Source organism: Cohnella sp. GbtcB17, assembly GCF_019091135.1.
In the GTDB taxonomy this organism is placed as follows: domain Bacteria; phylum Bacillota; class Bacilli; order Paenibacillales; family Paenibacillaceae; genus Cohnella.
The window spans coordinates 65,830-88,162 of sequence record NZ_JAGXJW010000026.1 but is presented as its reverse complement, the minus strand read 5'-3'; the positions used below and the strand labels follow the sequence as shown (position 1 = coordinate 88,162).

16 protein-coding genes are annotated in these 22,333 nt (G+C 60.5%); 15 read left to right on the top strand and 1 reads right to left on the bottom strand.

Annotation, left to right across the window (positions count from 1 at the left end; all coding sequences use genetic code 11):
• Positions 1-32 precede the first annotated feature (32 nt).
• Genes KVT38_RS15940 through KVT38_RS15920 form a run of 5 tightly spaced genes read left to right on the top strand, consistent with a single transcriptional unit; the run spans position 33 to position 4,734 of the window.
• Positions 33-1,178, top strand: coding sequence for a fatty acid desaturase family protein (locus KVT38_RS15940; protein WP_217594719.1), 1,146 nt, complete (start codon positions 33-35; stop codon positions 1,176-1,178).
• Positions 1,178-1,498 (top strand): MocE family 2Fe-2S type ferredoxin, encoded by a 321-nt coding sequence (locus KVT38_RS15935; protein WP_217594718.1) that lies wholly within the window; start codon positions 1,178-1,180, stop codon positions 1,496-1,498. The genes KVT38_RS15940 and KVT38_RS15935 overlap by 1 nt, the downstream gene beginning before the upstream one ends.
• Before the next feature lie 19 nt (positions 1,499-1,517).
• A complete protein-coding gene (locus tag KVT38_RS15930; protein WP_217594717.1) occupies positions 1,518-2,795 on the top strand; it encodes an NAD(P)/FAD-dependent oxidoreductase in 1,278 nt (425 codons plus the stop codon).
• Positions 2,796-2,800: 5 nt separating this feature from the next.
• The gene (locus tag KVT38_RS15925; protein WP_217594716.1) at positions 2,801-3,781 is read left to right on the top strand and encodes an aldo/keto reductase; all 981 of its coding nucleotides are present in this window, start codon (positions 2,801-2,803) and stop codon (positions 3,779-3,781) included.
• A 17-nt stretch (positions 3,782-3,798) separates the two neighbouring features.
• Positions 3,799-4,734: a creatininase family protein gene (locus tag KVT38_RS15920; RefSeq protein ID WP_217594715.1), complete on the top strand. Its 936-nt coding sequence runs from the start codon at positions 3,799-3,801 to the stop codon at positions 4,732-4,734.
• A gap of 136 nt (positions 4,735-4,870) precedes the next feature.
• Here KVT38_RS15920 and KVT38_RS15915 read toward each other — a convergent pair whose 3' ends face one another.
• Complete coding sequence (locus KVT38_RS15915) at positions 4,871-7,303, bottom strand: alpha-L-rhamnosidase-related protein (protein ID WP_217594714.1); 2,433 nt, start codon at positions 7,301-7,303, stop codon at positions 4,871-4,873.
• A 197-nt stretch (positions 7,304-7,500) separates the two neighbouring features.
• On the opposite strand from KVT38_RS15915, the gene KVT38_RS15910 reads away from it, so the two are divergent.
• From KVT38_RS15910 to KVT38_RS15865, 10 genes are all read left to right on the top strand, one after another.
• Complete coding sequence (locus KVT38_RS15910) at positions 7,501-9,267, top strand: sensor histidine kinase (RefSeq protein ID WP_217594713.1); 1,767 nt, start codon at positions 7,501-7,503, stop codon at positions 9,265-9,267.
• A 98-nt stretch (positions 9,268-9,365) separates the two neighbouring features.
• Positions 9,366-11,120, top strand: coding sequence for an extracellular solute-binding protein (locus KVT38_RS15905; protein WP_217594712.1), 1,755 nt, complete (start codon positions 9,366-9,368; stop codon positions 11,118-11,120).
• Positions 11,121-11,184: 64 nt separating this feature from the next.
• Positions 11,185-12,084, top strand: coding sequence for an ABC transporter permease (locus KVT38_RS15900; RefSeq protein ID WP_217594711.1), 900 nt, complete (start codon positions 11,185-11,187; stop codon positions 12,082-12,084).
• 52 nt (positions 12,085-12,136) lie between these two features.
• Complete coding sequence (locus tag KVT38_RS15895; protein WP_217594710.1) at positions 12,137-13,021, top strand: carbohydrate ABC transporter permease; 885 nt, start codon at positions 12,137-12,139, stop codon at positions 13,019-13,021.
• 33 nt (positions 13,022-13,054) lie between these two features.
• Complete coding sequence (locus KVT38_RS15890) at positions 13,055-14,161, top strand: glycoside hydrolase family 172 protein (RefSeq protein WP_217594709.1); 1,107 nt, start codon at positions 13,055-13,057, stop codon at positions 14,159-14,161.
• An 81-nt stretch (positions 14,162-14,242) separates the two neighbouring features.
• On the top strand, positions 14,243-15,898 hold the full coding sequence (locus tag KVT38_RS15885; protein WP_217594708.1) for a response regulator: 1,656 nt from the start codon (positions 14,243-14,245) through the stop codon (positions 15,896-15,898).
• A 37-nt stretch (positions 15,899-15,935) separates the two neighbouring features.
• Entirely contained in the window at positions 15,936-17,975 is a 2,040-nt protein-coding gene (locus KVT38_RS15880; RefSeq protein ID WP_217594707.1) for a glycoside hydrolase family 127 protein, read from the top strand.
• A gap of 26 nt (positions 17,976-18,001) precedes the next feature.
• Positions 18,002-19,168, top strand: coding sequence for a right-handed parallel beta-helix repeat-containing protein (locus tag KVT38_RS15875; protein WP_217594706.1), 1,167 nt, complete (start codon positions 18,002-18,004; stop codon positions 19,166-19,168).
• Between the two features lie 105 nt (positions 19,169-19,273).
• Complete coding sequence (locus KVT38_RS15870) at positions 19,274-21,193, top strand: heparinase II/III domain-containing protein (RefSeq protein ID WP_217594705.1); 1,920 nt, start codon at positions 19,274-19,276, stop codon at positions 21,191-21,193.
• Entirely contained in the window at positions 21,180-22,307 is a 1,128-nt protein-coding gene (locus tag KVT38_RS15865) for a glycoside hydrolase family 88 protein (protein WP_217594704.1), read from the top strand. The genes KVT38_RS15870 and KVT38_RS15865 overlap by 14 nt, the downstream gene beginning before the upstream one ends.
• The last annotated feature ends 26 nt before the right edge of the window (positions 22,308-22,333 follow it).

Below are 22,333 nucleotides of genomic sequence, written 5' to 3'. Positions count from 1 at the left end.
AGATTCAATTCAGCATGAAGGAGATGAGCGAGTTGGCTGCCGAGATACGCAAGCGGGACTACAGTCTGACGGGTCCGGAAGGCAAGCTGGCGGAGGAGCGCGGCATGGTCGCCGCACAATGGTATCAATCGCCGATTCCGCGGGCGCGCATGAAAGAACTGATGAAGCGAAAAAACGGCCCCGCCATCCGCGATACGATCATATGGTTCGCGCTGCTCGCCGGCGCCGGCTGGCTGGGCGTCGCAACCTGGGGGACCTGGTGGGCGGTGCCGGTGTTCGCCGTGTACGGCATCCTGTACGCCACCCCGGGCGATTCGCGCTGGCATGAATGCGGGCACGGGACCGCCTTCAAGACGCCCTGGATGAACGAGGCGGTGTATCAGATCGCATCGTTTATGGTGCTTCGGTCGGCTACGCCATGGCGGTGGAGCCATACCCGGCACCATACCGATACGTACATCGTCGGCAGAGACCCCGAGATTTTGACGGAGCGTCCGCCGATCTGGCGCATTCTTTTCATGCAAGTTCTGCATCTGTACGGCGGTCCGCGGGAGCTCAAGCGCTTCCTGCTTCATTGCTTCGGTAAGGTGGACGCTGCCGAAAAGGAATACATTCCGCCGTCGGAGTACAAAAAGACGTTCCTCGAGGCGCGGATTTATCTTCTGATCTTGCTCGGCGTCATCGCGGCCTGCATTTGGCAGGGCAGCCTGCTGCCGGCGATGCTGATCGGCCTTCCCTCGTTTTACGGCGTCATTCTGATGCTGCTCTTCGGCATCACCCAGCACCTCGGCCTGTACGACGACGTGCTCGATCACCGGCTGAATTCCCGCACCATGAAGCTTAATCCGGTCCTGCGGTTTTTGTATTGGAACATGAACTATCATGTGGGGCATCACATGTTCCCTATGGTGCCTTACCACGCGCTCCCGGCGCTGCATGAGGCGATGAAGGACGATTCGCCCGAGCCCCGTCCGGGCCTGTGGGCGGCGCTCCGCGAGGCGATCGGCGCGATGATCCGGCAGGGCAAGGATCCCGGCTACGCCGTCGTCAAGCCGCTGCCTCCGACCGCGCGGCCTTACATGTACGGTCTTGCGGAGATTCCGTACATTACGGACAGAATCAGACAGGCGACGGGCCAGGCAAGCGGAAAAATCGATTCGGAAGGGGAAACGGCATAATGGCTGAAAATTGGGTAGAGGTGTGCGCGGCGAACGAGATCGAGCAGGAGGACGTCATTCGCTTCGATCATGCGGACCGTACGTTCGCGGTGTACCGGTCCGAGGATGACAGGTACTTCGCGACCGACGGGTATTGCACCCATGAGCGTTTTCATCTGGCGGACGGCTTCGTCATGGGCAGCACGATCGAGTGCCCGAAGCATAACGGACGGTTCGACTATACGACGGGCAAGGCAAAAAAGGCACCCGTATGCGTAGATCTGAAGACGTATCCGGTGAAAGTCGAAAACGGCAAAGTTTATTTGCGCGCGGAAGCGTGAAGGCGAGGGGGACCTACCAATGAGTCGGAATATGGTCATTATCGGCGCGGGCCAGGCGGGAGCCCGCGCCGCACTGGAGCTTCGCGAACAAGGCTGGAAGGGCGGCATCTCGCTGATCGGACGGGAGGCGCACCCGCCCTACGAGAGACCGCCGCTGTCCAAGGATGCGATGGTCGGGGAAGCTGCCGCTTCGCCGGCCGCGATTATAAGCAAGGCGTCCGCCGCGGAGCTGGGCATTGAGCTCGCGACGAATACGTCAGCGATGCGAATCGACCCGTCGGGCCACCGCGTCTTGTTGCAGGACGGCAGGGAGCTTGGCTACGAACGGCTGCTGCTCGCGACCGGCGCTTCGTCCCGCCGCTTGCTGATCGGCGGGAAGGAGCCGGCAGGCTTGCTGTATCTGCGTACGTATCCGGATGCGCTTCTGATCCGGGACAGGCTGTCCGCCGGCAGCCGGATCGTCATCGTCGGCGCCGGCTTCACCGGTCTCGAGCTCGCCGCGAGCGCAAGGCAGCGAGGCTGCGAGGTCGTCGTGCTCGAGGCGGGACCGCGCATTCTGATGCGCGGCGTATCCGCCGAGATCGCGGCAGACGTCTACGCGCTTCATCGGGCGCAGGGCGTCGCGTTCGAGCTTGGCGTAGGCATCAAAGCGATCGAGCCGATCGAGCCGGCCGCGATGGGAATCGGCCGCAGACATCTCGTCAAGCTGGCCGACGGCCGCACGATCGAATGCGACGCCGTCATCGCCGGCATCGGTGCCGTGCCGGATACGAGCCTGGCCGAGTCCGCCGGACTGGAGATAGAGAACGGCATCCGCGCGAGTCATACGCTCGCGACTTCGGACGCGGACATCTTCGCGGCCGGCGACTGCTGTTCGTTCCCGCACCCGTTGTACGGCGGACGCCGCATCCGGTTGGAATCGTGGCGCAATGCGGAGGACCAGGGAGCGCATGCGGCGGCCGCCATGCTCGGCGGCAAGGAGCCTTATGCCGCCGTGCCCTGGTTCTGGTCGGATCAGTACGACCGGACCCTGCAGGTGAGCGGCCTGTCCGACGCCGGTGCGACGACCGTCGCCCGGATCGCCGAGGACGGCGTCAACCGGCTGTTCTTCGGCCTGGACGAAGGCGGCAGGCTCGTGTCCGCTAGCGGCATCGGCGCCGCCAATATCGCCAAGGACATCAAGGCCGCGGAGCTGATGATCCAGCGGCGGCTGGTGCCCGATCCGGCGCTGCTGGCCCGGCCGGGGATCAAGCTGAAGTCGCTGCTGCTGCCGGCAAGCGAAGAGAAGGGGGCATAAAAAGAATGAAGTTCTCAACCTTTCAAGCGACGGGTGACCAGGTATCGCGAATCGGCTTCGGTGCGATGGGGCTTGGCGGCGCGTTCGGCAGCTTCGACGAGAGTGAACTGATCCGCTCCGTCCTGCACAGCCTGGAACGCGGGGTCACCTTTATCGATACCGCCCGCGCCTATGGCGATTCGGAGCGCCTGGTGGGCAAGGCGCTTGCGCAGTGGCACGGCGAGCGTCCGTTTTTGGCAACCAAGATTCAGTCCAAATATCCGGGCAGCGTCGGTTGGGGGAGACCCGTGCCGGTGGAGGAGGCGTTCCCGCCCGGCTGGATCCGCGCGTCTACCGAGCGCTCCCTTCGTGAGCTGGGCGTCGACTGCGTCGATCTGATGCAGCTTCATCAATATTGGCCGCAGTGGGATCGCGCCGACTACTGGCTGGAGGAGCTGGGGCGGCTCAAGGAGGAAGGCAAGATCCGCAGCATCGGCGTATCGATTCCGGATCAGCGGCACGATATCGCGCTGTCGATCGTGCAGATCGGCAAGATCGATGCGGTGCAGACCGTATTCAACATTTTCGACCCGCTGCCGCTCGACTGCCTTATTCCGTTTTGCGAGGAAAACAGGGTCGCCTTTCTGGCCCGCTGCGTCATGGACGAAGGCGGACTGACCGGCTTTTTGACCGCGGATATGACGTTCGGCGACGACGACTATCGGAAAAGCTACTTCGACTATGTCCCCCGCGAGATGTACATCGAACGCGTCGACCGGCTGCGCAAATTCGTCCCGCAATATGCGGACAGCCTGGCCGAGCTGGCGATCCGGTTCGTGCTCCGGCATCCCGGCGTCACGACCGCGCTCGTATCGATGCACGTGCCGGCACATGCCGATCAGAACATCGTGTCCGCCGGCAAAGAACCGCTTCCGGACGACGTTTTCGAGGAGCTGTATAAATATCATCGCTGGGTGAGAAATTTTTACGACACGAAGTTCTGGTAAACGGGAGGTTGCGGAAAATGGCGCATTCGGCAGAAAACCGCTCGGCCGGCGGCAGCGTGCAGTGGGAGGAGCTGCTGCCCGCCGCCTTCAAGCGCAGGCTCGCGGCCTGCCCGATCGTGTATGTGCCGCTGGGCCTGTGCGAGCCCCACGGACAGATCGCCGCCTTCGGACTGGATACGATCAAAGCAGTATGGCTGTGCGAGGAAGCGGCCCGGCGGACGGGCGGCATCGTGGCGCCAACGGTCGGCTATCAGATTCATGAGACCGGCTATCACGCACGCTGGCTGGAGGACGTCGTCGGCGAGGTAAATCCCCATATGACCGCCATGCCGCCCGAGGTCATGCTGCGTTTTTTTCTGTACCAGCTGCGAGCGTTCGCCAATGCCGGCTTTAAGGGCATCGTCGCCGTCACGGGGCACGGCGGAGGCAACCAGTTCGATTACCGGCTGGTGGCGGAGCGATTCGCGCGCCGGACCGGTCTCCAGGTGTTTGTCGCAAGCGACCCGGAGTTGACCGGCGGGCAGTACGAGGGCGATCACGCGGGCCGCTACGAGATCTCCCAGCTGCTGTATATCCGGCCGGAGCTGGTCGATATGGAGGCAGCGCCGCTGGCGTCCGTTCCGGGCGCGGGCGGCAGGCTGGCGCTGGGCGACGATTATGCGGATGCGACGCCTGCGCTGGGCAAGCGGATCATGGAGACATGCGCCGAAGGGCTGTGCGCGGCCGCCGCAAAAATGCTGGACGCGATCAAGTCCGAATCGGTGAACACTGCTGCTGCAAGTGCAGCTTCGGCTGGCGCCGCGGAAGCTCCGCCGATCGGCTATGCGATCATGGAAGAGATATGGGCGGAGCTTCTGTCGTCGTCCGCCGACTGGCGAACGACGCAGCCGGACGCTGGACAGCAAGCTGTCGGCAATCGTTCGCGCTGGAAGGCGTTGGAGCGGCGCACGTGATCCGCTCGCCCGTGCGCCCGTCCAATGACAACGGTTTCCTGGACAAGACGCGCGCAAGGGGATAAGGTAAACGCAGCAGCGTAAAGCGAATGGCCGGCATCGAGGAAACGCTCGAGGCCGGCCATTTGTCGATCGGTTAATGCGGAGCCGCGCTGTAGCTGCAGGTCAGCACTTCGCCCGACGCCTGCGGCAGTTCGCGAGCCGTGCCGTCCGGCAGCGTCACGCGCACGGGGATGCCGGACGGCGCATGAATCCGGAGGCGGAACCTATCGTCATCGTCGATCCGCCACGCGACTTCGACAGGGCCCGCTTTGGTGGGGACCGTGCCGGACGCCCAACGCAGCGATCCGGGACGCGGCGCCACCGAGATGCGGGAGAAGCCGGGCTCGGCGGGCGTTATGCCGAGAATTTCCGCGGGAAATTCATAGAGCGGAGACGCGCCCCAGCCGTGGCAGTCGCTGCGCTGCCAGACCGGATCCTCCACCCACGAGGTGAGATGAAGGCCGACCTGCTCGCGCCAGATGTCCCACAACGGCGCGGCCCGATCGTACCGGCTGGTCCTGGACAAGGCGCGGAACAGAAAGTGGACGTAGGCGATGGAGGCGCGCGGCAGCTCGGGCTCGGCCAGCATGCGGTCCATGAGACATACCGCCTCTTCGCCGTGGGCGGCGCCGGACAGCACGGCCCAGATCTGCGGATGCTGGCTGTACTGCTCGGCGTGCGGTCCGTCCCTGAACAGGCCGCGCTCCGCGGAAAAGCAAGTGTCCCGTACGGCGGCATTGACTCGCGCGGCCCGGTCGCGATATTCCGCCGCGACGTCGCCGCGCCCGGTCCAGGCGTTCAGCTGGGCCGCTTTGTTCAGCGCATCGGCATACATCAGATTGATGACCGTGAGCGGGCCGTTGCGGCTGGCCGGCGGTGCGCCGTACAGCGCCTTCCATTCTTCGACCCAGTCGATCATTTGCCAGTAGCCCTCCGGGAGCCGGCCGACGAGCCCATCGTCTCCGATCCGGCGGTCGAACCAGGCCAGGACGGCATCGATCGTCGGACGATAGCGCCTCACGAGAGCCGCATCCGCATAGAACATGTAATGATCGTGCACCATCATAATCCAGAAGAATGAAAACCCCGTGATGACCTGCGGCACGACGGACGGGTAACGCGCCTGAAGCAGGCCGGAAGGGAGCAGCGAGCTGTGAAAATCGTAGATCGCCTTGGCCGCGAGCCGATCGTCGCCGCTTGTCATATAGGTGTATAAAATTTGCAGCCGCGTGTCCATCGTGTACTGCATTTGTTCATAATAAGGCGTATCCTCGTAGGTCTCGTGCATGCAGCGGGCGAGCGTGTTCAGGCTGATCTCCCACAGCGGCGCAAGCGATTCGTCGGAGCAAGCGAATCCTCCTTTGACCTCGAGGGGGTAACCGGTCTCCCGGTAATTGAAGCCCAGCAGGATGAGCGGCTCGTCTCTCGCGGCGATCTCCAGCCGGACGAACCGAATGCCGCGGAACCAAAAAGGCTCGTAATACTCCGGCTCGGCGGCGTTGCCAACGCCGGCCGCGATATACGCGTCGGTAGGGCCGTACAACGCCTTGCCCTCGCGCCATTCGTCGCGAATGCCTTTAATGCGCCTTCCGTCCGGCTCCGGCGGATACTCGTAGCACTCCGAGCAAAGCATGCGGACGGACGCCTCCTTGCCTCCGGCCAGCCGAAGCTGGAGATATCCGGTCGTCATCGCCCCGGCGTCGAGCTCGAACCAATGCGTCTCGCCCGCCGGCACGAGATGTCCGACCAGACTTAAGGCATCCGTGCCGCCTTCGGCAGCCGCTTGCTGTCCGCCGTGGCGAACCTGCTCCGCACCGCCATTCATTCGGCCGGCCCGCACGATGCGTTTAAAATCGCGCTCCGTCTCGTAGAGCGGTGGAATCGTCCGCGCGGTCAGCTGCCAGGGCATGAGCGCGCCCCATGTGGGATCATGGGTGTCGCCGACCACGACGGCAGGCTGCCAGCCGGCATCGTCGTATTCGGGCCGTTGCCAGCCGTGCGGCAAGCGCGAGCCGTCCGCCGACTCGGCGCCGCCGACGAACAGCGTGAACGATTCCGCCTGGTAGCCGATCGCTCGGTCGCGAAGCGCGCGCCAGGAGGGTCCGCTGTGCAACCGCTCGCACACCTGCCCGTCCGCGCCGGACAGCTCGCCGTTCAGCAGGAAGGCGCCGCGGTCCGACCGCCATACGGAAGCCGGGCTGCTCGAAGCGTTCCTGGCGTTCGCGGCGAACGGATAGTGCACGACCTTGCAGGCGAGCACGTTTGCGCCGGGCTTCAGCCGGTCCGACAAATCGATCGTTTCGTAATAGTAGGTCGACGCGTCGCCCTTGCACGGGCCCGCGCTTACCGACGTTTCGTTCAAATAGAGCCGGTACCTGCTGTCCGCCGATACGTCGACGACGAGTCGGCAAGGCAAATCCGCAGGCACGCTGAACGTTCTTCGAAAATAAACGATGTCGTGCGCATCGGCTGCGGGGCTGTCTTCTAGCCAGATCCACTTCGCTTGCCATTCCCTATTTTCTTCCATTTGAAGAAACACTCCCTTCTTGACGGTCCGAACAGGCCATCTTATTCTACATGAATTGCCGCTGCCTGAACCCGGGCGAAGTCAAAGAGGATGCGAGAAGTCAAGGATCGCATGAGATTGATAACAGCCTGCTTGAATGCCCGTGCTTTAATGGAACCACCAGCAAGATTCGGACTAGAAGGAGGCCGCAGGACGTCATGCAGCGCACACCGTTTGAAGGATTTCGCTCGCGATCCATTTATCCCAAAATTTTGATCGTATTCCTGCTCGTGATCACACCGCTTTGCGTGCTCAGTCTGGTCATCAATGCCAAAGGCGAAGCCACGGTCAAGCAGGAGATCGACAATTCGATCGGCTCCAAAACGGCTTACTTCGTCGATTCGCTCGAGACGGAGGCCAACCGGATGTACGAGCATCAGCAAGGCTTCAATCTGGACAAAGACCTGCAGCGGCTCGTCTACGTCGATTCGACGCTCGGCCGGTTCGAATGGGGCGAGACGATCAAGCGCCTGCAGGAGAAGATGGAGATCATCAAGACGTCGAGCAAATATATCGAGAGCGTCAGCGTGCAAATGCTGACGATCGGCAAGGCGATCTCCAACCGGGATCCGTACGATTCCCTCGATCGGGAAGCGGTCGACGCGTTCATGAGCCAATATAAGATCAAAGGCACCTCGATCATCAATGTGAAAGGGCGCCTGCTGCTCGGCTATGTCAACCCGGTTGCCATTCTGGCGCAAAAAAAGCCCGAGTACATCATTTTTATTCAATTGTCGATTCCTGAGCTGCAGAAGGCGATGGCGCAGTTCGCCAACTATCCGGATTCGGGCGCCGTGCTCGCCGACGCGGAGCGCAAGTGGAAGGTATCGACCGACGGCACCGACAAGGAGCTGCTGACTGCGATGAGCCGGTTCACGGACGAGCAGGGCGGAACCGAGGAGCTGGCCGAGACGACAAGCCGTAAGATCGGCTCCACGACTTATCTGATGTCGTATCAGTATTCGCCCGTCATCCATATGAAGCTGCTGGTCTACGTGCCGAAGAAAGAAGTGCTCGGCGACCTGGATTCGTACCGGATCTGGTTCTGGGTGCTGGCGCTCCTGTCGATGCTGATCATCGCCGTGTTTTCCGTGTGGATATATCGCCTCATCCACAAGCCGCTCAACAAGCTGGTGTTCGCCTTCCGCAAGGTGGAGGACGGTTATATGGAGCCGACCGTGCTGCCGAAGGGGCAGGACGAATTTCGCTATTTGTTCGAAGGCTTCAACTCGATGGTCGTCAAGCTCAAGGAGCTGATCCACAAGCTGTACGAGCAGGAGATCCGGGTTAAAAGCTCGGAGCTGAAGCAGCTGCAATCGCAGATCAATCCGCATTTTTTGTACAATACGTACTTTATTCTGCACCGGCTCGCCAAAATGGACGACATCGAAAACGTCATTCTGTTCAGTCAGTACCTGGGAGAATACTTCCAGTTCATTACGCGCAGCGGCGCCTCTGAAATCCCGCTCGAGCAGGAGATCAAGCATGCCAGGCTGTACGTCGAGATTCAGCAGATCCGGTTCTCCAACCGCATCGACGTCGAATTCGATCCGCTGCCCGACCATCTGCGAGATGTGCCCGTGCCCAAGCTGATCGTGCAGCCGATCATCGAGAATGCTTACAAATACGGGATGGAGCGCAAACGGGAGGACGGCCTCATCAAGATTCGGATCACCGGCGGGGACCTCATCCGGATCGTCGTGGAGGACAACGGACCGGGCATGGAGGACGAGCAGTTGGCCCAGCTGCAGGCCAGTCTGCGATCGTCCGCTCCGGGCGAGGAAATGACGGGCATCCGCAATGTCAAACGGCGTCTGCAGCTGCAATTCGGTAAAACGAGCGGCATCTCGGCCGAGAGGGGCGAGCAGGGCGGACTGCGGGTAGAGCTTGTAATCGACAGGCAGCCTTCGCAGGAAACAGGATAAGAAACTGCAACGAATGACGCGTTTTTAGTATATATGAGCCTGTACGGCCCCCGATATAATCAACTTGCAAACAAAAAAGTCAACGGAGGGGATCACAAATGAGCAAGACCAGAACCAAACCGCTACTCACCGTTTGCCTCGCACTAACGTTTCTCGTGTCGGCCTGCAGCAATTCGAAAAATGCGGACGAAGACAACGGCGCGTCCGGCAATGTAAGCGCTACAGCTTCAACCGAAGCTTCCGCTTCCGCTTCGGCTTCGGCGTCATCGGCCGGAGGCACGGCTTCCGACCCGTTCGGCAAGTACGACCCGCCGATCAGCCTGTCGACGTTCCGCTGCATGAACGATGCGGAGACGTATCCCGAAGGGGATTCGATCGACAACAACGTCTGGTATCGCGCTTATCAGGAAGAGCTTGGCGTTAAACTGACGAACAAGTGGACGGTCAGCACGGCGGGCACGACTTGCGAAGAAAAGACGAATCTCTCGATCGTCTCCGGCGACCTGCCCGACTTCTTCCCGGTCAATACGAAGCAGCTGAAGACGCTTGTCGACGCCGGCCTGGTCGAAGATATGACCGAAGTATTCGACAAATATGCGTCGCCGCTCGTGAAGGAAGCATATTCGGCCAACAACGGCGTAGCGATGACAGCAGCGTCGTTCAACGGGAAGCTGATGGCGATCCCGGGCACGACCCGCGGCCTGAACAACGTCGACATGGTTTGGATCAGAGAAGATTGGCGGAAGAAGCTGAATCTGCCTGAGCCGAACACGATGGACGATCTGCTGAACATCATCAAAGCGTTCGTCTCGCAGGATCCGGACGGCAACGGCAAAAAGGATACGATCGGCCTGACGATGGGCAAAAACTTCTACGACGGCTATGCCGGTCTCGCCGGATTTTTCAATGCCTTCCACGCTTACCCGTACTCGAGCGCCTCGACCTCGATGTGGGTCAAGGACAAGGACGGCAAGCTCGTCTACGGCGGCATTCAGCCGGAGATGAAGCCTGCGCTTCAAGCGCTGCAGGATCTGTACAAGGCCGGCGCGATCGATCCGCAGTTCGTCGTATACGACGGCGCCAAAGCCGCCGAAGCCGAAAATCAAGGCAAGGCAGGCGTCCACTTCGGTTACTTCTGGAATATCGGCTGGCCGATCGACGGCATGGCCAAAAAGAATAACCCGAGTCTTGAATGGAAGCCTTATCCGATTCCTTCTGCCGACGGTACGCCTGCGATGGTGCAGGTACCCGACCCGACTGCATATTCGAACATCGCAGTGAAGAAGGGGATGAGCCATCCCGAAGTCGTCGTGAAGATGATGAATATGTTTTTTGAGCATATATTCAGCGAAAACGCAGAGCCGGAAAAGTACCACTCGCAAGTGGTCGGCGACAAGAAATACGGTTACTTCAATTACGCCGCGGTACAGGGCGAGCATCCGGAGAAAAACCAGATCGCGTTCAACGCCGTGTCCGAAGCGATGAAATCCGGCGATACCTCCAAGCTCGGACCGGAACAAAAGCTCTACTACAACGCGCTTAAAGCTTATAAGGACGGCGATTTGACGAAGTGGGGCGACGACCGAACTTGGGGACCCGAAGGATCGTTCTCCGTGCTCGGCAAATACAAGGACAACAAATTGATCAAGATCAACGAATTCCTCGGCGCGCCTACGAACACCATGGCGACGAAGGGTTCGATCCTGATGGACCTGGAATCGAAGATGATCACCAAGATCATTCTGGGCGATCCGGTCGATTCGTTCGATCAATACGTCAATACCTGGAAGCAATCCGGGGGCGATCAGATCACGAAGGAAGTGAACGACTGGTACGCGCAAAACCATCAATAAACAATCGCGCGAAGGGAGGGAAGCGTAGCTTCCCTTTCTTCGCAAAGAAAGGAAGGGAGCGGCCATGAACAACAGATTCAAGCTCGGCAATTACAGCCTGTACCTCATGCTGTTGCCCGGACTCGCGCTCATCGTCATTTTTAACTACGTCCCGATGGCGGGGCTGGCCATCGGCTTTCAGCAGTTCAACCCGACCAAGGGATTGTTCGGCTCCGAGTACATCGGCTTTGAAAATTTCAAGTACGTCTATTCGCTCGACGATACGATGACCGTGCTGCGGAACACGGTATCGATCGCGGTCATGAAGATGATCGCGGGGCTGATCGTTCCGATCGTCGTCGCGCTTCTGTTGAACGAAGTCGGCAAGGCGTATTTCCGCAAAGGCGTGCAGACGCTCATCTATTTGCCGCACTTTCTTTCCTGGGTCATTCTCGCAGGCATTCTCATGGACGTTTTATCGCCTTCGACAGGTATCGTCAACCAATTTCTTGGTCTGTTCGGCATCAAACCGATCTTTTTCCTCGGCAACCCGTCCTGGTTCCAGCCGGTGCTCGTCATCTCCGACGTCTGGAAGGAATTCGGCTTTAATACGATCGTCTACCTGGCAGCCCTGACGGGCATAAATCCGAACTTGTACGAAGCAGCTCAAATGGACGGCGCCGGCAGACGGAAGCAGACCTGGTACATCACCCTGCCCGGCATACTCCCGATCATTATCCTGCTCGCGACGCTAAGCCTCGGCAACGTGCTGAATGCGGGCTTCGACCAAGTCTTCAATATGTACAGTCCGGTCGTGTATTCCACCGGCGACATTATCGATACGTACGTATATCGCCTGGGCATGATCAACTTCCAGTTCGGCGTCGCGACCGCTGTCGGCCTGTTCAAGTCGGTCGTCTCGTTCGTGCTTATCTCGGTCTCGTACATGCTCGCCTACCGGTTTGCCAACTATCGCATCTTCTGACGGCAAACCGTCTCCACGCTCAACATCCACCGCTATTTAAGGAGGGGCCGTAATGGTACGACGAAAAAGTCCGGGACGCACGGCCTTCATATACTGCAACTATACGTTGCTGGCTCTGCTATCCCTGCTCTGCATATTCCCGCTCATTCAGGTGCTGGCGATCTCCTTCAGCTCGAGCTACGCGGCGGCCAGCGGACTCGTTCGTTTTTTTCCGGTCGACTTCACGCTTGACGCCTACAAGTACGTCGCGACGAAGCCCGAGTTCCTGCGCTCGTTCGGCATTACGATCGAGCGTGTATTGCTCGGCGTTTCGATCAATATGCTTGTGACGATACTGGTCGCCTATCCGCTGTCCAAGGATTCATCGCAGCTTCGGTTTCGCACGGCCTTCGTCTGGCTGTTCGTTTTCACGATGCTGTTCAACGGCGGCCTGATCCCGACTTATGTCGTCATTAAGGATTTGCACATGCTGAATTCGATCTGGGCGCTTGTGCTGCCGGGCGCGCTGCCGATCTTCAACGTCATCCTGCTGCTGAACTTCTTCCGCAACATTCCGAAGGAGCTGCTCGAAGCCTCGTTCATGGACGGCGCGAACCAGTGGAGCACGCTGTGGCGGATCGTCGTGCCGGTGTCGCTGCCCGCGCTTGCGACGATCACGCTGTTCGCCACCGTCGGTCACTGGAATGCCTGGTTCGACGGCATTATCTACATGAATCAGCCTGATAAATATCCGCTGCAGAGCTATATGCAGACGATTATCGTCGCCAGGGACATGAGCAATCTGTCGCTTGACGATATCGACAAGCTGAAGAACGTGTCCGACCGCAACATCAAGGCCGCCCAGATTTTCCTCGGTGCGCTTCCGATTTTGCTGATCTACCCGCTGCTCCAACGCTTCTTCATGACAGGTATTGTCATGGGCAGCGTCAAAGAATAACTGGCATCCGCAAGAGAAAGGGGAAAATAACACATGCTCTATTCATGCCCGACCAATATCCGCTCGTATGCCGCCACTGCGGAAAATCCGACGGCGGCCCGCGGCGCCGGCGGCCAAGCGAACAACGGTCGCAAAGGCTCCGCCGCGATCGGACCGTTCAAAGCGAATGCGGTGCAGACGCTGCTTGACGTGAGCGGAACGGGAATCGTGCGCCATATCTGGTGCACGATTCCGCCGGGCAACGTGCAGGCGATGCGCAATCTGATCGTCCGGATGTATTGGGACGGTCAGACGCATGCTAGCGTCGAAGCGCCGCTCGGCGACTTTTTCGGCGTCGCACACGGCAGGCAGCGGAACATGATGTCCGATTACGTCTCCATGCAGGACGAACGAGGCTTCAACTGCTGGATTCCGATGCCGTTTCGAACCCATGCGCGCATTACGATCGAGAACGATTCCGGCATGGATATCGATTTGTTGTTTTATCAGGTCGATTTTACGCTCGGCGACAAGCTCGACGAGGACGCCGGCTATTTCCACGCCCAGTTCAGGCGCTCGAATCTGTGTCCGCTGTATGAAGATTATACGATTGTCGACGGCATCAACGGGTCGGGCGTTTATCTGGGCACCGTCATCGGTGTCCGAAGCATACTCCAGGAGAAAACATGGTTCGGAGAAGGCGAGGTCAAATTTTTTATCGACGACGACGACCGATACCCGACGATTTGCGGTACCGGGCTCGAGGATTATATGGGCAGCGCCTGGGGATTGCGCGAGGTGAATACGCCGCAGCAAGGAGCGCCTATGGTCGACTACCCGAACGCGCTGTTTTCCATCTACCGCTTCCACGGCAAGGACCCGATCTACTTCCGGGACTCGCTGAAGGTGACCGTACAGCAGATCGGCTACGGTCCGCGCGAATCCGCCAAGCTGGGCTATGGCGAAGACGCCGTCTGCTATCCGGCTGCCGGGGCGCCGGCGGAAAATTGTCTGTTCGAGCGCAGCGACGATTACTGTTCGGTCGCGTACTGGTATCAGACGCTGCCGTCCGCGCCGTTTCCGACGCTGCCGGACCGTGAGGCGCGCTCGGCCGATCTGATGGTCGACAAGGAGGACGGTCCGAAGCGAGCCGACCAATAATAGAGAAGCGCGGAAGGCATTCGGTCGCGCACGCCGGACCGATGCCTTCCGTCCACGCCAGGAGCGGAGGGACGTATAGCCATGTACCGATTGCTGATCGTGGACGATGAACCGATCATCGTAGACGGCCTGATCGACTTTTTCTCCGATCTCGAAGGATTTCCCGAGCTGGAGCTGTATTGGGCGTATTCCGCCCATGAAGCGCTGGCTTGTCTGCGTTCGACGCGCATCGATATCGTCTTGTCCGATATCGAGATGCCGGAGATGAACGGTCTATCGCTGCAGAAGGAGATCAACCAGCGCTGGCCGCGCTGCAAGGTCATTTTCCTGACCGGCTACAACGACTTCGATTATATCCACAGCTCGAGCCGCAACGGCGCGACGGACTATGTGCTGAAGACGGAAGGCGACGCGCAAATATTGAAGGCAGTGCGTAAGGCAATCGAGGCGCTGGATTCGCAGCTTGCGCTGGAGCATCTGCTTCGCAAGGCCGAGGGCAGGCTGACGCAGGCGCTTCCGCTCCTGCAGCGGGAGTTCTGGATGGATCTGCTGAGCGGCGCCGAAGTGTTCCAGAGCATCACAGATGCCGAGGCGCGGCTGCGGGAGCTGCACATTCCGCTGAAGGCGGACGAGCCGCTGCTCATGATACTCGGGCGCGTCGACGCCTGGAAGGAAGAGATGAGCCAATCCGACAAGATGCTGTTCCTGTATGCGGTGCACAACATTGCGGAGGAATATTTGCAGGACGCGTTCCGCATCGTTCAGATCAAATACCGGCAGGACCGCTTCGTCTGGCTGCTGCAATACAAGCGGCCGGCCGCCGCGCTCGGCGAAGAGACGGCCGGCTGGCCGATTCACCAGATCAACGGCTACATGGAGCTGATCCAGGCCTCGTGCAGCAGCTACCTGAATACGCCTTGCTCGTTCATGACGGTCAGCGAGCCGTTCCCATGGCACCTGATCGCGCAGCGCTTCGATACGCTGTCCTTCCTGTTCGCGCGCGGCCTCGGCACGAGACAGGAGGTGCTGCTGTCCGATCAGCAGCTGTTCGATACGTTCCGGGAACGCCCTGACGGCAGAGCCCAGATGCGGACCGTACAGCTGCTGACCGACTTTCTGGAAAAGGGACACCGCGCGGCGTTTTTGGCGCTGTTCGATCAATTCATGGGGACGATCGACGGCGCTTCCTTCTCGCGGACAGGGACGGCCGTCGAGATTTTTTACGGCATGGTGTCCATGTTCATTACGTACATCAACCGGTGGGCGCTCATGAAGCCGGTGTCGGACCGCTTCAACATCAACAGGCTGTTCAGCATCGAGGAGCATGCCACCTGGCGCGAGGCGACCGCCAGCTTCCGGCAGCTCGCGGACATGCTGTTCGAGATGAAGTCCGACGAGAGCGAGCAGCAGTCGAACGAGGTCATTCGGAAGGTGCAGGACTATATCAAGGAAAACCTGGAGGGCGATCTCTCGCTCACGCGGCTGGCCGAAGCTGTCTATCTGTCTCCCTCGTACCTGTCGAAGCTGTACAAGCAGGAGACGGGGATCAGCCTGACCGACTATATCGTCGACAACCGCATCCAAAAAGCGAAGGAGCTGCTGCTCGGCAGCGAGCAAAAAATTCATAAGATCGGCAGGTCGGTCGGCTTCGAATCCGCGGCCTACTTTGCGCGCTGCTTCAAGAAAATGACCGGACAGACGCCGCAGGAGTTCAGGGACGGCGTGCGCAGAGGTTAGCCGCAAAAGCCGGATCGGCAAGGGAGGAAAGGTACGCATGCAGGGACAAGAACTCGATATTGAAATTGACCCGGCGCTAAGCCGATTTGTCGGCCGGATCGCCTGCCATACGCTTGGCGCGGCAAGTCCCGAAGCGGTCGGCCGACGGATTTCGGAAGGCATCTATCATTTGACGCTTTCGTTCCGGCTGGAGGAGACGGTCGAACAGGACGACTGGCGGCTTGAGATCTCGCCTGCGTTCGCACCGACATTCCATTGGGCGCCGCATCTTACGCCCGAGGACTGTCATATTATCGATCAGCACAGCTTCCGGTCTCCTGCGCTGATCGCGAGCGACGAACGACAGGCACTTGTCCTCGTGCCGGATCTGGACCTGATGGGCCGGGGAACGCCGGTGCGCTGGTACATGGACAACGATGCCGGCCGCAACCGAATGACCTTGGGCATGTCCGAGTACCTGGTGCGGGAGCATGTGCTGTACGAGCGAGCGCCCGGCGCCGTCTACCCCGCAGGGACGGTGCAGGTCGGCTGCTATCTGATGACGTTCGACGATGAAGAGACGCTGGCCAACCCTTGGCGGCCGATTTTAAGTTTTTTGTGGGAACGGTGGGGCAGCCCGCTATTCCGGCTGGGCGCGCCGGCGAAGCTTCCGCTCGAGCGGCTGGTCCGCCGCACGTACGATTGGGCGTTCGACAGCTGGCAGGACAGCGTCTGGCAGCAATTCGAGCTGGACGGACGCACGGTCGGCGCGGCCGCCTTTATCGTCAACGTGACGCAAAGTCCCAATTATCCGGGCCCCGTCAACGAACGGGAATTCCGTTCCGTCTGGAATCAGGCCTGGTTCAGCTCGCTGCGCTCGGCGCAGGGCATGTTCAGGCAGGGCGTCGCTACGGGCGATGCCGACCTGCTTCGTCGCGCGCGGCTAACGAAGGAGCTGGCGCTTGCTGCGCCGCAGCGGAACGGACTGTTCCCGTCCATCGTCGCGACGGAGATGGAGCGGGTGACGGCGGACAACGGCACAACCGTCAACCGGTCGAAGGGCTGGGAGACCGCCTACTGGGGCAATTCGAACCGGAATCCGTTGCACGACAGGCATCCGGTTCGTTCGGCGCCGTATCATCTGCTCGATATGAGCTGGACGGCGCTGCTGATGCTCCGCTGGTACGAAGAGCTGGAGCAGGATCCGCGGCTGCTCGAATATGCGCTGCGCTATGCGGACGCGCTGGTGGAACTGCAGGACGCGCGCGGCTTTTTTCCGGCATGGCTCGATATGAATACGCTTGCGCCGCTTGGCATTTTGGACGATTCGCCGGAGACATCGATGTCGGTTACGTTTCTGATGACACTGTACCGAATTACGGGCAAGTCGCGTTATTTGCGGTCCGCGCTGAAGGCAGCCGACGCAGTCGCTTCGGACATCGTGCCGAGCGGACGCTGGGAGGACTTTGAAACGTATTGGTCCTGCTGCCGCTACGGCAGCGAGGAACTGGTCGGCCGCAAGGTTATCCGCAACGATATGTACAAGCAGTGCAACTTCTCCATGTTCTGGACGGCGGAAGCGTTCCTGGCCTGCTACCGGCAGACGGGAGATGCGAATTACCTGAAGCTTGGCGAGCGGTGTCTCGACGAGCTGCTTATGACGCAGGCTTCCTGGCAGCCGCCTTACATCTATGTCGGCGCCCTGGGCGGATTCGGCGTCATGAACTGCGACGGGGAATGGAACGACGCGCGCCAGAGTCTGTTCGCGGAGCTTATCGTCGAATACGGCATAGCGCTTCATCGCGAGGAATATATCGAGAGGGGCATCGCCGCCCTGCGGAGCGCGTTCGTCATGATGTATGCGCCGGAAAATCCCGGCTCCAAGGCGCAATGGGAGAAGGCGCATCCGTTTTTTAACGAGAAGGACTACGGCTTTATGATGGAAAATTACGGACACGGCGGCGTCGCCGACGACAACGGAGGCGGCATGGGTGAATTCACGATCTTCGATTGGGGCAACGGCGCTGCGGCGGAAGGCTATCTGCGGATGAAAGCGCATCACCGGGAGCTGCTGGAACGGTACGGCCTGTGTGAGTGACCGACAGGAGAGGAGAATGAATGACGATGAAGCAAGCGAATATGCTGTGCCGAAAAGGAAGGACGATCACGGTAGGCGGTCCCGCCTGCGATATAGAGGGCTTCACGTCGACCGCCGTGCAGGCAGCCGTCGATCGGCTGCGTCGAAGCGGCGATGGCGGGACGATCCGGTTGGATCAAGGCGTCTTCAGGATGACCGGTCCGATCCGCCTGTATAGCGGCATGACGCTCCAGGGAGAGGGCGCCGGCACGGTGCTGCGCAAGACATGGGGCGTAAAGACGCGATTCACGAGGGATGCCGACTACGGCGAGCTGCAGGCCGAGGTGGCGGATGCTTCGCTGTTCGAGCCCGGCATGGGACTGCAGCTGTACGACGATTCCCAAAAGTGGGGCTGGGATGAGAGCACTGCCGTCATCACCCGAATCGAAGGGAACGTCCTGCACTTCGACCGTCATCTCGAGCGGGACTACCACGCGGACGACGGCGGCACGGTGACGAACGCCTGCTCGATCATCGAGGCGGTCGACGTACGCTACGTGCGCATCTGCGATCTGGTCGTGGACGGCGCGGCAAGCGACAATCATCCGATCGGCGGCTGCAGGGGCGGCGGCATTTATTTGTATAAAGCGGGAGAATGCCGAATCGACCATGTGGAAGTGCGGGACTTCAACGGCGACGGCATCTCGTGGCAGATCACGGAGGACATCACGGTCCGCAGCAGCACCGTCACCGGCTGCACGGGCTCGGGGCTTCATCCAGGCGCGGGCTCGGTGCGCAGCCTCGTGACGGATTGCGTGCTCGAGGGCAACCGGCTGGCCGGCCTGTTCATCTGCTGGCGAGTGCAGCACGGCGAGTTCAGCCGCAACCGGATATGCGGCAACGGCAGCTTCGGCATCTCGATTGGCCATAAGGACTCCTACAATCGATTCGATGACAACCTCATTTCGGACAACGGTGCGAGCGGCGTTTTTTTCCGGGAAGAGAAGCCGGGGAACGGCTCGATCGGCAACCGCTGGACGCGCAACATCATCGCTGGCAACGGCAGCGAGGCAACGCCCGGCTACGGCGTCTATGTCAACGGCGCATCGGCGGACAATGCGTTCGTCGGCAACGACATTGAAAACGCGGCTGCGGGTCGGCAACGCACGGCGGTATGGCTGGCCGAGTCGGTGCGCGGGTTTACGTTCGCCTGAGCGGGCGCAAAGTGGATAACAAAGGTCAACGAATGTGCGATTTTTAGTATATAGCGGACGACCCCTGAATTTTATAATAGGTGCTTGAAAGGAGAGATGCAGCGGATGCTGGCAGACCGTTACGAATTGTCGAGCGTGAAGGCGGCGCTTTTGCCGCCCGACCGGATCACCCCATTTCCCAAAGCGGAAGACCGGCCTTCCTGGGAGTCGCTGTTGCCCGACACCCGCAGCCGCTGGATCGCGCTGGCCGAGCGGTACGCGGATTACGACTGGCCCGCCTTGAAAGTCGAGCATTACAGGGCGTACTGGAAAAGCGGCGAACTGGACACGAGATCCAGAGCCGTCTTCGAACGCCGCAGCGTGCTTGGCATTTTGGCGATTGCGGAGTGCATCGAGGATAAGGGCCGTTTTTTGGACCAGGTCATCAACGGCATCTTCGTCGTCTGCGAAGAGACGACCTGGGTGCCGCCGCTTCATCGTCTGCACACGAAAGAAAATTTGCAGGAATGCATGCCAGACGCGTCGGATCATCTCGTCGAGCTGGTGACGTCGACAACCTCGGACCTGCTGCTGTGGATCCGCTACACGATGCAGAGCCGGCTCGATGCGATCAGCCCGCGCATCTGCCGGAGAATCGCGGACGAAGTCCGGACGCGTCTCTTGATTCCTTATATGAAGCGCGACGACTACTGGTGGATGGGATTCAAGGAAGGCGTCCGCGTCAACAATTGGAATCCCTGGTGCAACAGCAGCGCGCTAATGGGCTTTCTGCTGCTGGAGGAAGACCCGGACCGGCGCGCCGAGGCAGTATACAAAATCATGCGCAGCCTCGACGCGTTTGTCGGCACCTATTCGCCGGACGGCTGCTGCGACGAAGGCCCGGGCTACTGGGGGCCGTCCGGCGGCGGACTGTACGTAGCGCTTGAGCTGCTGGCCGCGGCCACCGGCGGCACGATCGACGTGTTCGATGAGCCGCTGATTCGCGATATCGGCAATTACATTTACAAAGCGCATATTCACGGGCGCTACTTCGTCGACTTCGCCGACGGCGACGTCAAGCCGCTGATCGGCGGCGCCGTTATGTACCGGTACGGTAAGGCGACTAAAGACTTGCGCTTGCAAAACCTCGGCGCCAGTCTGCCCGAAGGCGAACCGGTCATTCATATCTGGTTCGAGCTGTATGCGCAGCTGTATGCGCTCTTCCAGGAGCGCGAACGGCTCGAGTCCGCCGCCAGGGCGCCGTATGTGCGGGACGCCTGGCTGCCGTCGGCGCAGGTAATGACCGCGCGGCAGCGGGAGGGCAGCGAGGAAGGGCTGTTCCTCGCCGCCAAGGGGGGCCACAACTTCGAATCCCACAATCATAACGATGTCGGCAGCTTCATGGCGTTCGTCGACGGCAGGCCGTTGTTCGTCGATCTCGGGACCGAGGAATATACGGCGCAGACGTTCGGGCCGGACCGCTATTCGCTGTGGTACCTGCAATCGCAGTATCACAATCTGCCGACGGTGCGCGGCGTGCTGCAGCGAAGCGGTGCTGAATATCGCGCCAAGGATGCCATATACGAAACGGAGGACGCGAACGACGACGGCGTCTCCCGGCTATCGCTCGATATCGCCGATGCCTATCCGGCCGAGGCCGGCATTCGCGTGTGGCGGCGTACGTTCACGCTCGACCGTGCGGAGCGGCCGCAGATCGAGATCGCCGACCGCTTCGAGCTGGATAACGAGACGTCGGATCTCTTTTATAGTCTGATGACGCCCTGCGAGCCCCTTCCGGCCGCAGACGGTACGATACGACTCGAATATGCCCCGGGCCGCGCGGCGGTGCTCGCGTTCGATCGGGATCACCTCGAAGCCGTCGTCGAGCCGATATCGACGATGGCGTCGAGGCTGATCCGCAACTGGGGCGAGCGCATGTACAGAATCGTGCTTCGCGAGAAGCGGCCGACGCGTTCGGGAAGCCGGACGATCCGTATTTACAGAGAGGAAGACAAGGAGGGGAACGAAGCCGATGGCAACGGTTGAGAAGGAAGCTTGGGTCGAAGCGGCATGGCAGCGGACGATCGCCAAAATCGGCCGCAATGCGACCGAGATCGGCGCGCGTTTTCCGCATGCGTCGTTTGACGGCGTCTACAATTCGTGCCCCGCGCACGACTGGGGAGCGGGCTTCTGGCCCGGCATGCTCTGGCTGGCCTATCGGGAAACGGGTGGGGAGCTGCTCAAAAAGACAGCAGTAGAATTGGAGACGAGACTGGGCGAGACGCTCGTCGCATACGACGAGCTGCATCACGATGTCGGCTTCATGTTCAGCCTGAGCAGCGTAGCCCAGTACAAGCTGCTGGGCGATCCGGCCGCGAGGCGTCACGGCCTGATGGCCGCCAATCTGCTGGCCGGACGATTCAACGTGAACGGCGGCTTTATCCGCGCCTGGCCCGACTGGGACGGCGAGGACCACAGCGGCTGGGCGATCATCGACTGCATAATGAATCTGCCGCTGCTCTATTGGGCCTCCGAGGAGCTCGGGGACCCGAGGTACAAGCATATCGCCATGCGACATGCAGACATGGCGCTGCGCGAGTTTTTGCGTCCGGACGGGTCGGCGTACCACATCGTCTGCTTCGATCCCGAGACCGGCGCGCGCAGCGGGGCGCTCGCCGGTCAAGGCTTCGCCGCGGACTCGGCCTGGGCGCGGGGAACGGCCTGGGCGCTCTACGGCTTTGCCCTCAGCTACCGGTATACCGCCCAGGAGCGTTACCTGGATGCGGCAAAGCGTGCTGCGCATTACTTTCTGTCCCGCCTGCCGGCGGACAAGGCGCCGTATTGGGATTTTCTGCTGCAGGATTCGACGGGCATGCCGAGAGACACGTCCGCCGCGGCCATCGCCGCTTCGGGGATGCTGGAGATCGCGCTGTATGCCGATCCGGCGGACGCGCGCTTTTTCCGCTCTGCGGCAGCTGACGTCGTCCGTTCGCTGGACGAGAACTACGGCGCGTGGGAGCAGAAGGAGCAAGGTTTGCTGCTGCATGCGACCGGTTATTTCGCCAAGGACTCGAACGTGGACGTACCGATCATTTACGGCGACTACTTTTTCGCCGAAGCGCTGATGAAGCTAAGAGGCGGCAACGACCTGTTCTGGTAGAATCGAAGATTCGCAAGGGCAAGATA

Coding starts and splice junctions, on each gene's coding strand:
- KVT38_RS15935 (WP_217594718.1), top strand. CDS start 1,178: ATGGCTGAAAATTGGGTAGAGGTGTGCGCGGCGAACGAGATCGAGCAG.
- KVT38_RS15930 (WP_217594717.1), top strand. CDS start 1,518: ATGAGTCGGAATATGGTCATTATCGGCGCGGGCCAGGCGGGAGCCCGC.
- KVT38_RS15925 (WP_217594716.1), top strand. CDS start 2,801: ATGAAGTTCTCAACCTTTCAAGCGACGGGTGACCAGGTATCGCGAATC.
- KVT38_RS15920 (WP_217594715.1), top strand. CDS start 3,799: ATGGCGCATTCGGCAGAAAACCGCTCGGCCGGCGGCAGCGTGCAGTGG.
- KVT38_RS15915 (WP_217594714.1), bottom strand. CDS start 7,303: ATGGAAGAAAATAGGGAATGGCAAGCGAAGTGGATCTGGCTAGAAGAC.
- KVT38_RS15910 (WP_217594713.1), top strand. CDS start 7,501: ATGCAGCGCACACCGTTTGAAGGATTTCGCTCGCGATCCATTTATCCC.
- KVT38_RS15905 (WP_217594712.1), top strand. CDS start 9,366: ATGAGCAAGACCAGAACCAAACCGCTACTCACCGTTTGCCTCGCACTA.
- KVT38_RS15900 (WP_217594711.1), top strand. CDS start 11,185: ATGAACAACAGATTCAAGCTCGGCAATTACAGCCTGTACCTCATGCTG.
- KVT38_RS15895 (WP_217594710.1), top strand. CDS start 12,137: ATGGTACGACGAAAAAGTCCGGGACGCACGGCCTTCATATACTGCAAC.
- KVT38_RS15890 (WP_217594709.1), top strand. CDS start 13,055: ATGCTCTATTCATGCCCGACCAATATCCGCTCGTATGCCGCCACTGCG.
- KVT38_RS15885 (WP_217594708.1), top strand. CDS start 14,243: ATGTACCGATTGCTGATCGTGGACGATGAACCGATCATCGTAGACGGC.
- KVT38_RS15880 (WP_217594707.1), top strand. CDS start 15,936: ATGCAGGGACAAGAACTCGATATTGAAATTGACCCGGCGCTAAGCCGA.
- KVT38_RS15875 (WP_217594706.1), top strand. CDS start 18,002: ATGAAGCAAGCGAATATGCTGTGCCGAAAAGGAAGGACGATCACGGTA.
- KVT38_RS15870 (WP_217594705.1), top strand. CDS start 19,274: ATGCTGGCAGACCGTTACGAATTGTCGAGCGTGAAGGCGGCGCTTTTG.
- KVT38_RS15865 (WP_217594704.1), top strand. CDS start 21,180: ATGGCAACGGTTGAGAAGGAAGCTTGGGTCGAAGCGGCATGGCAGCGG.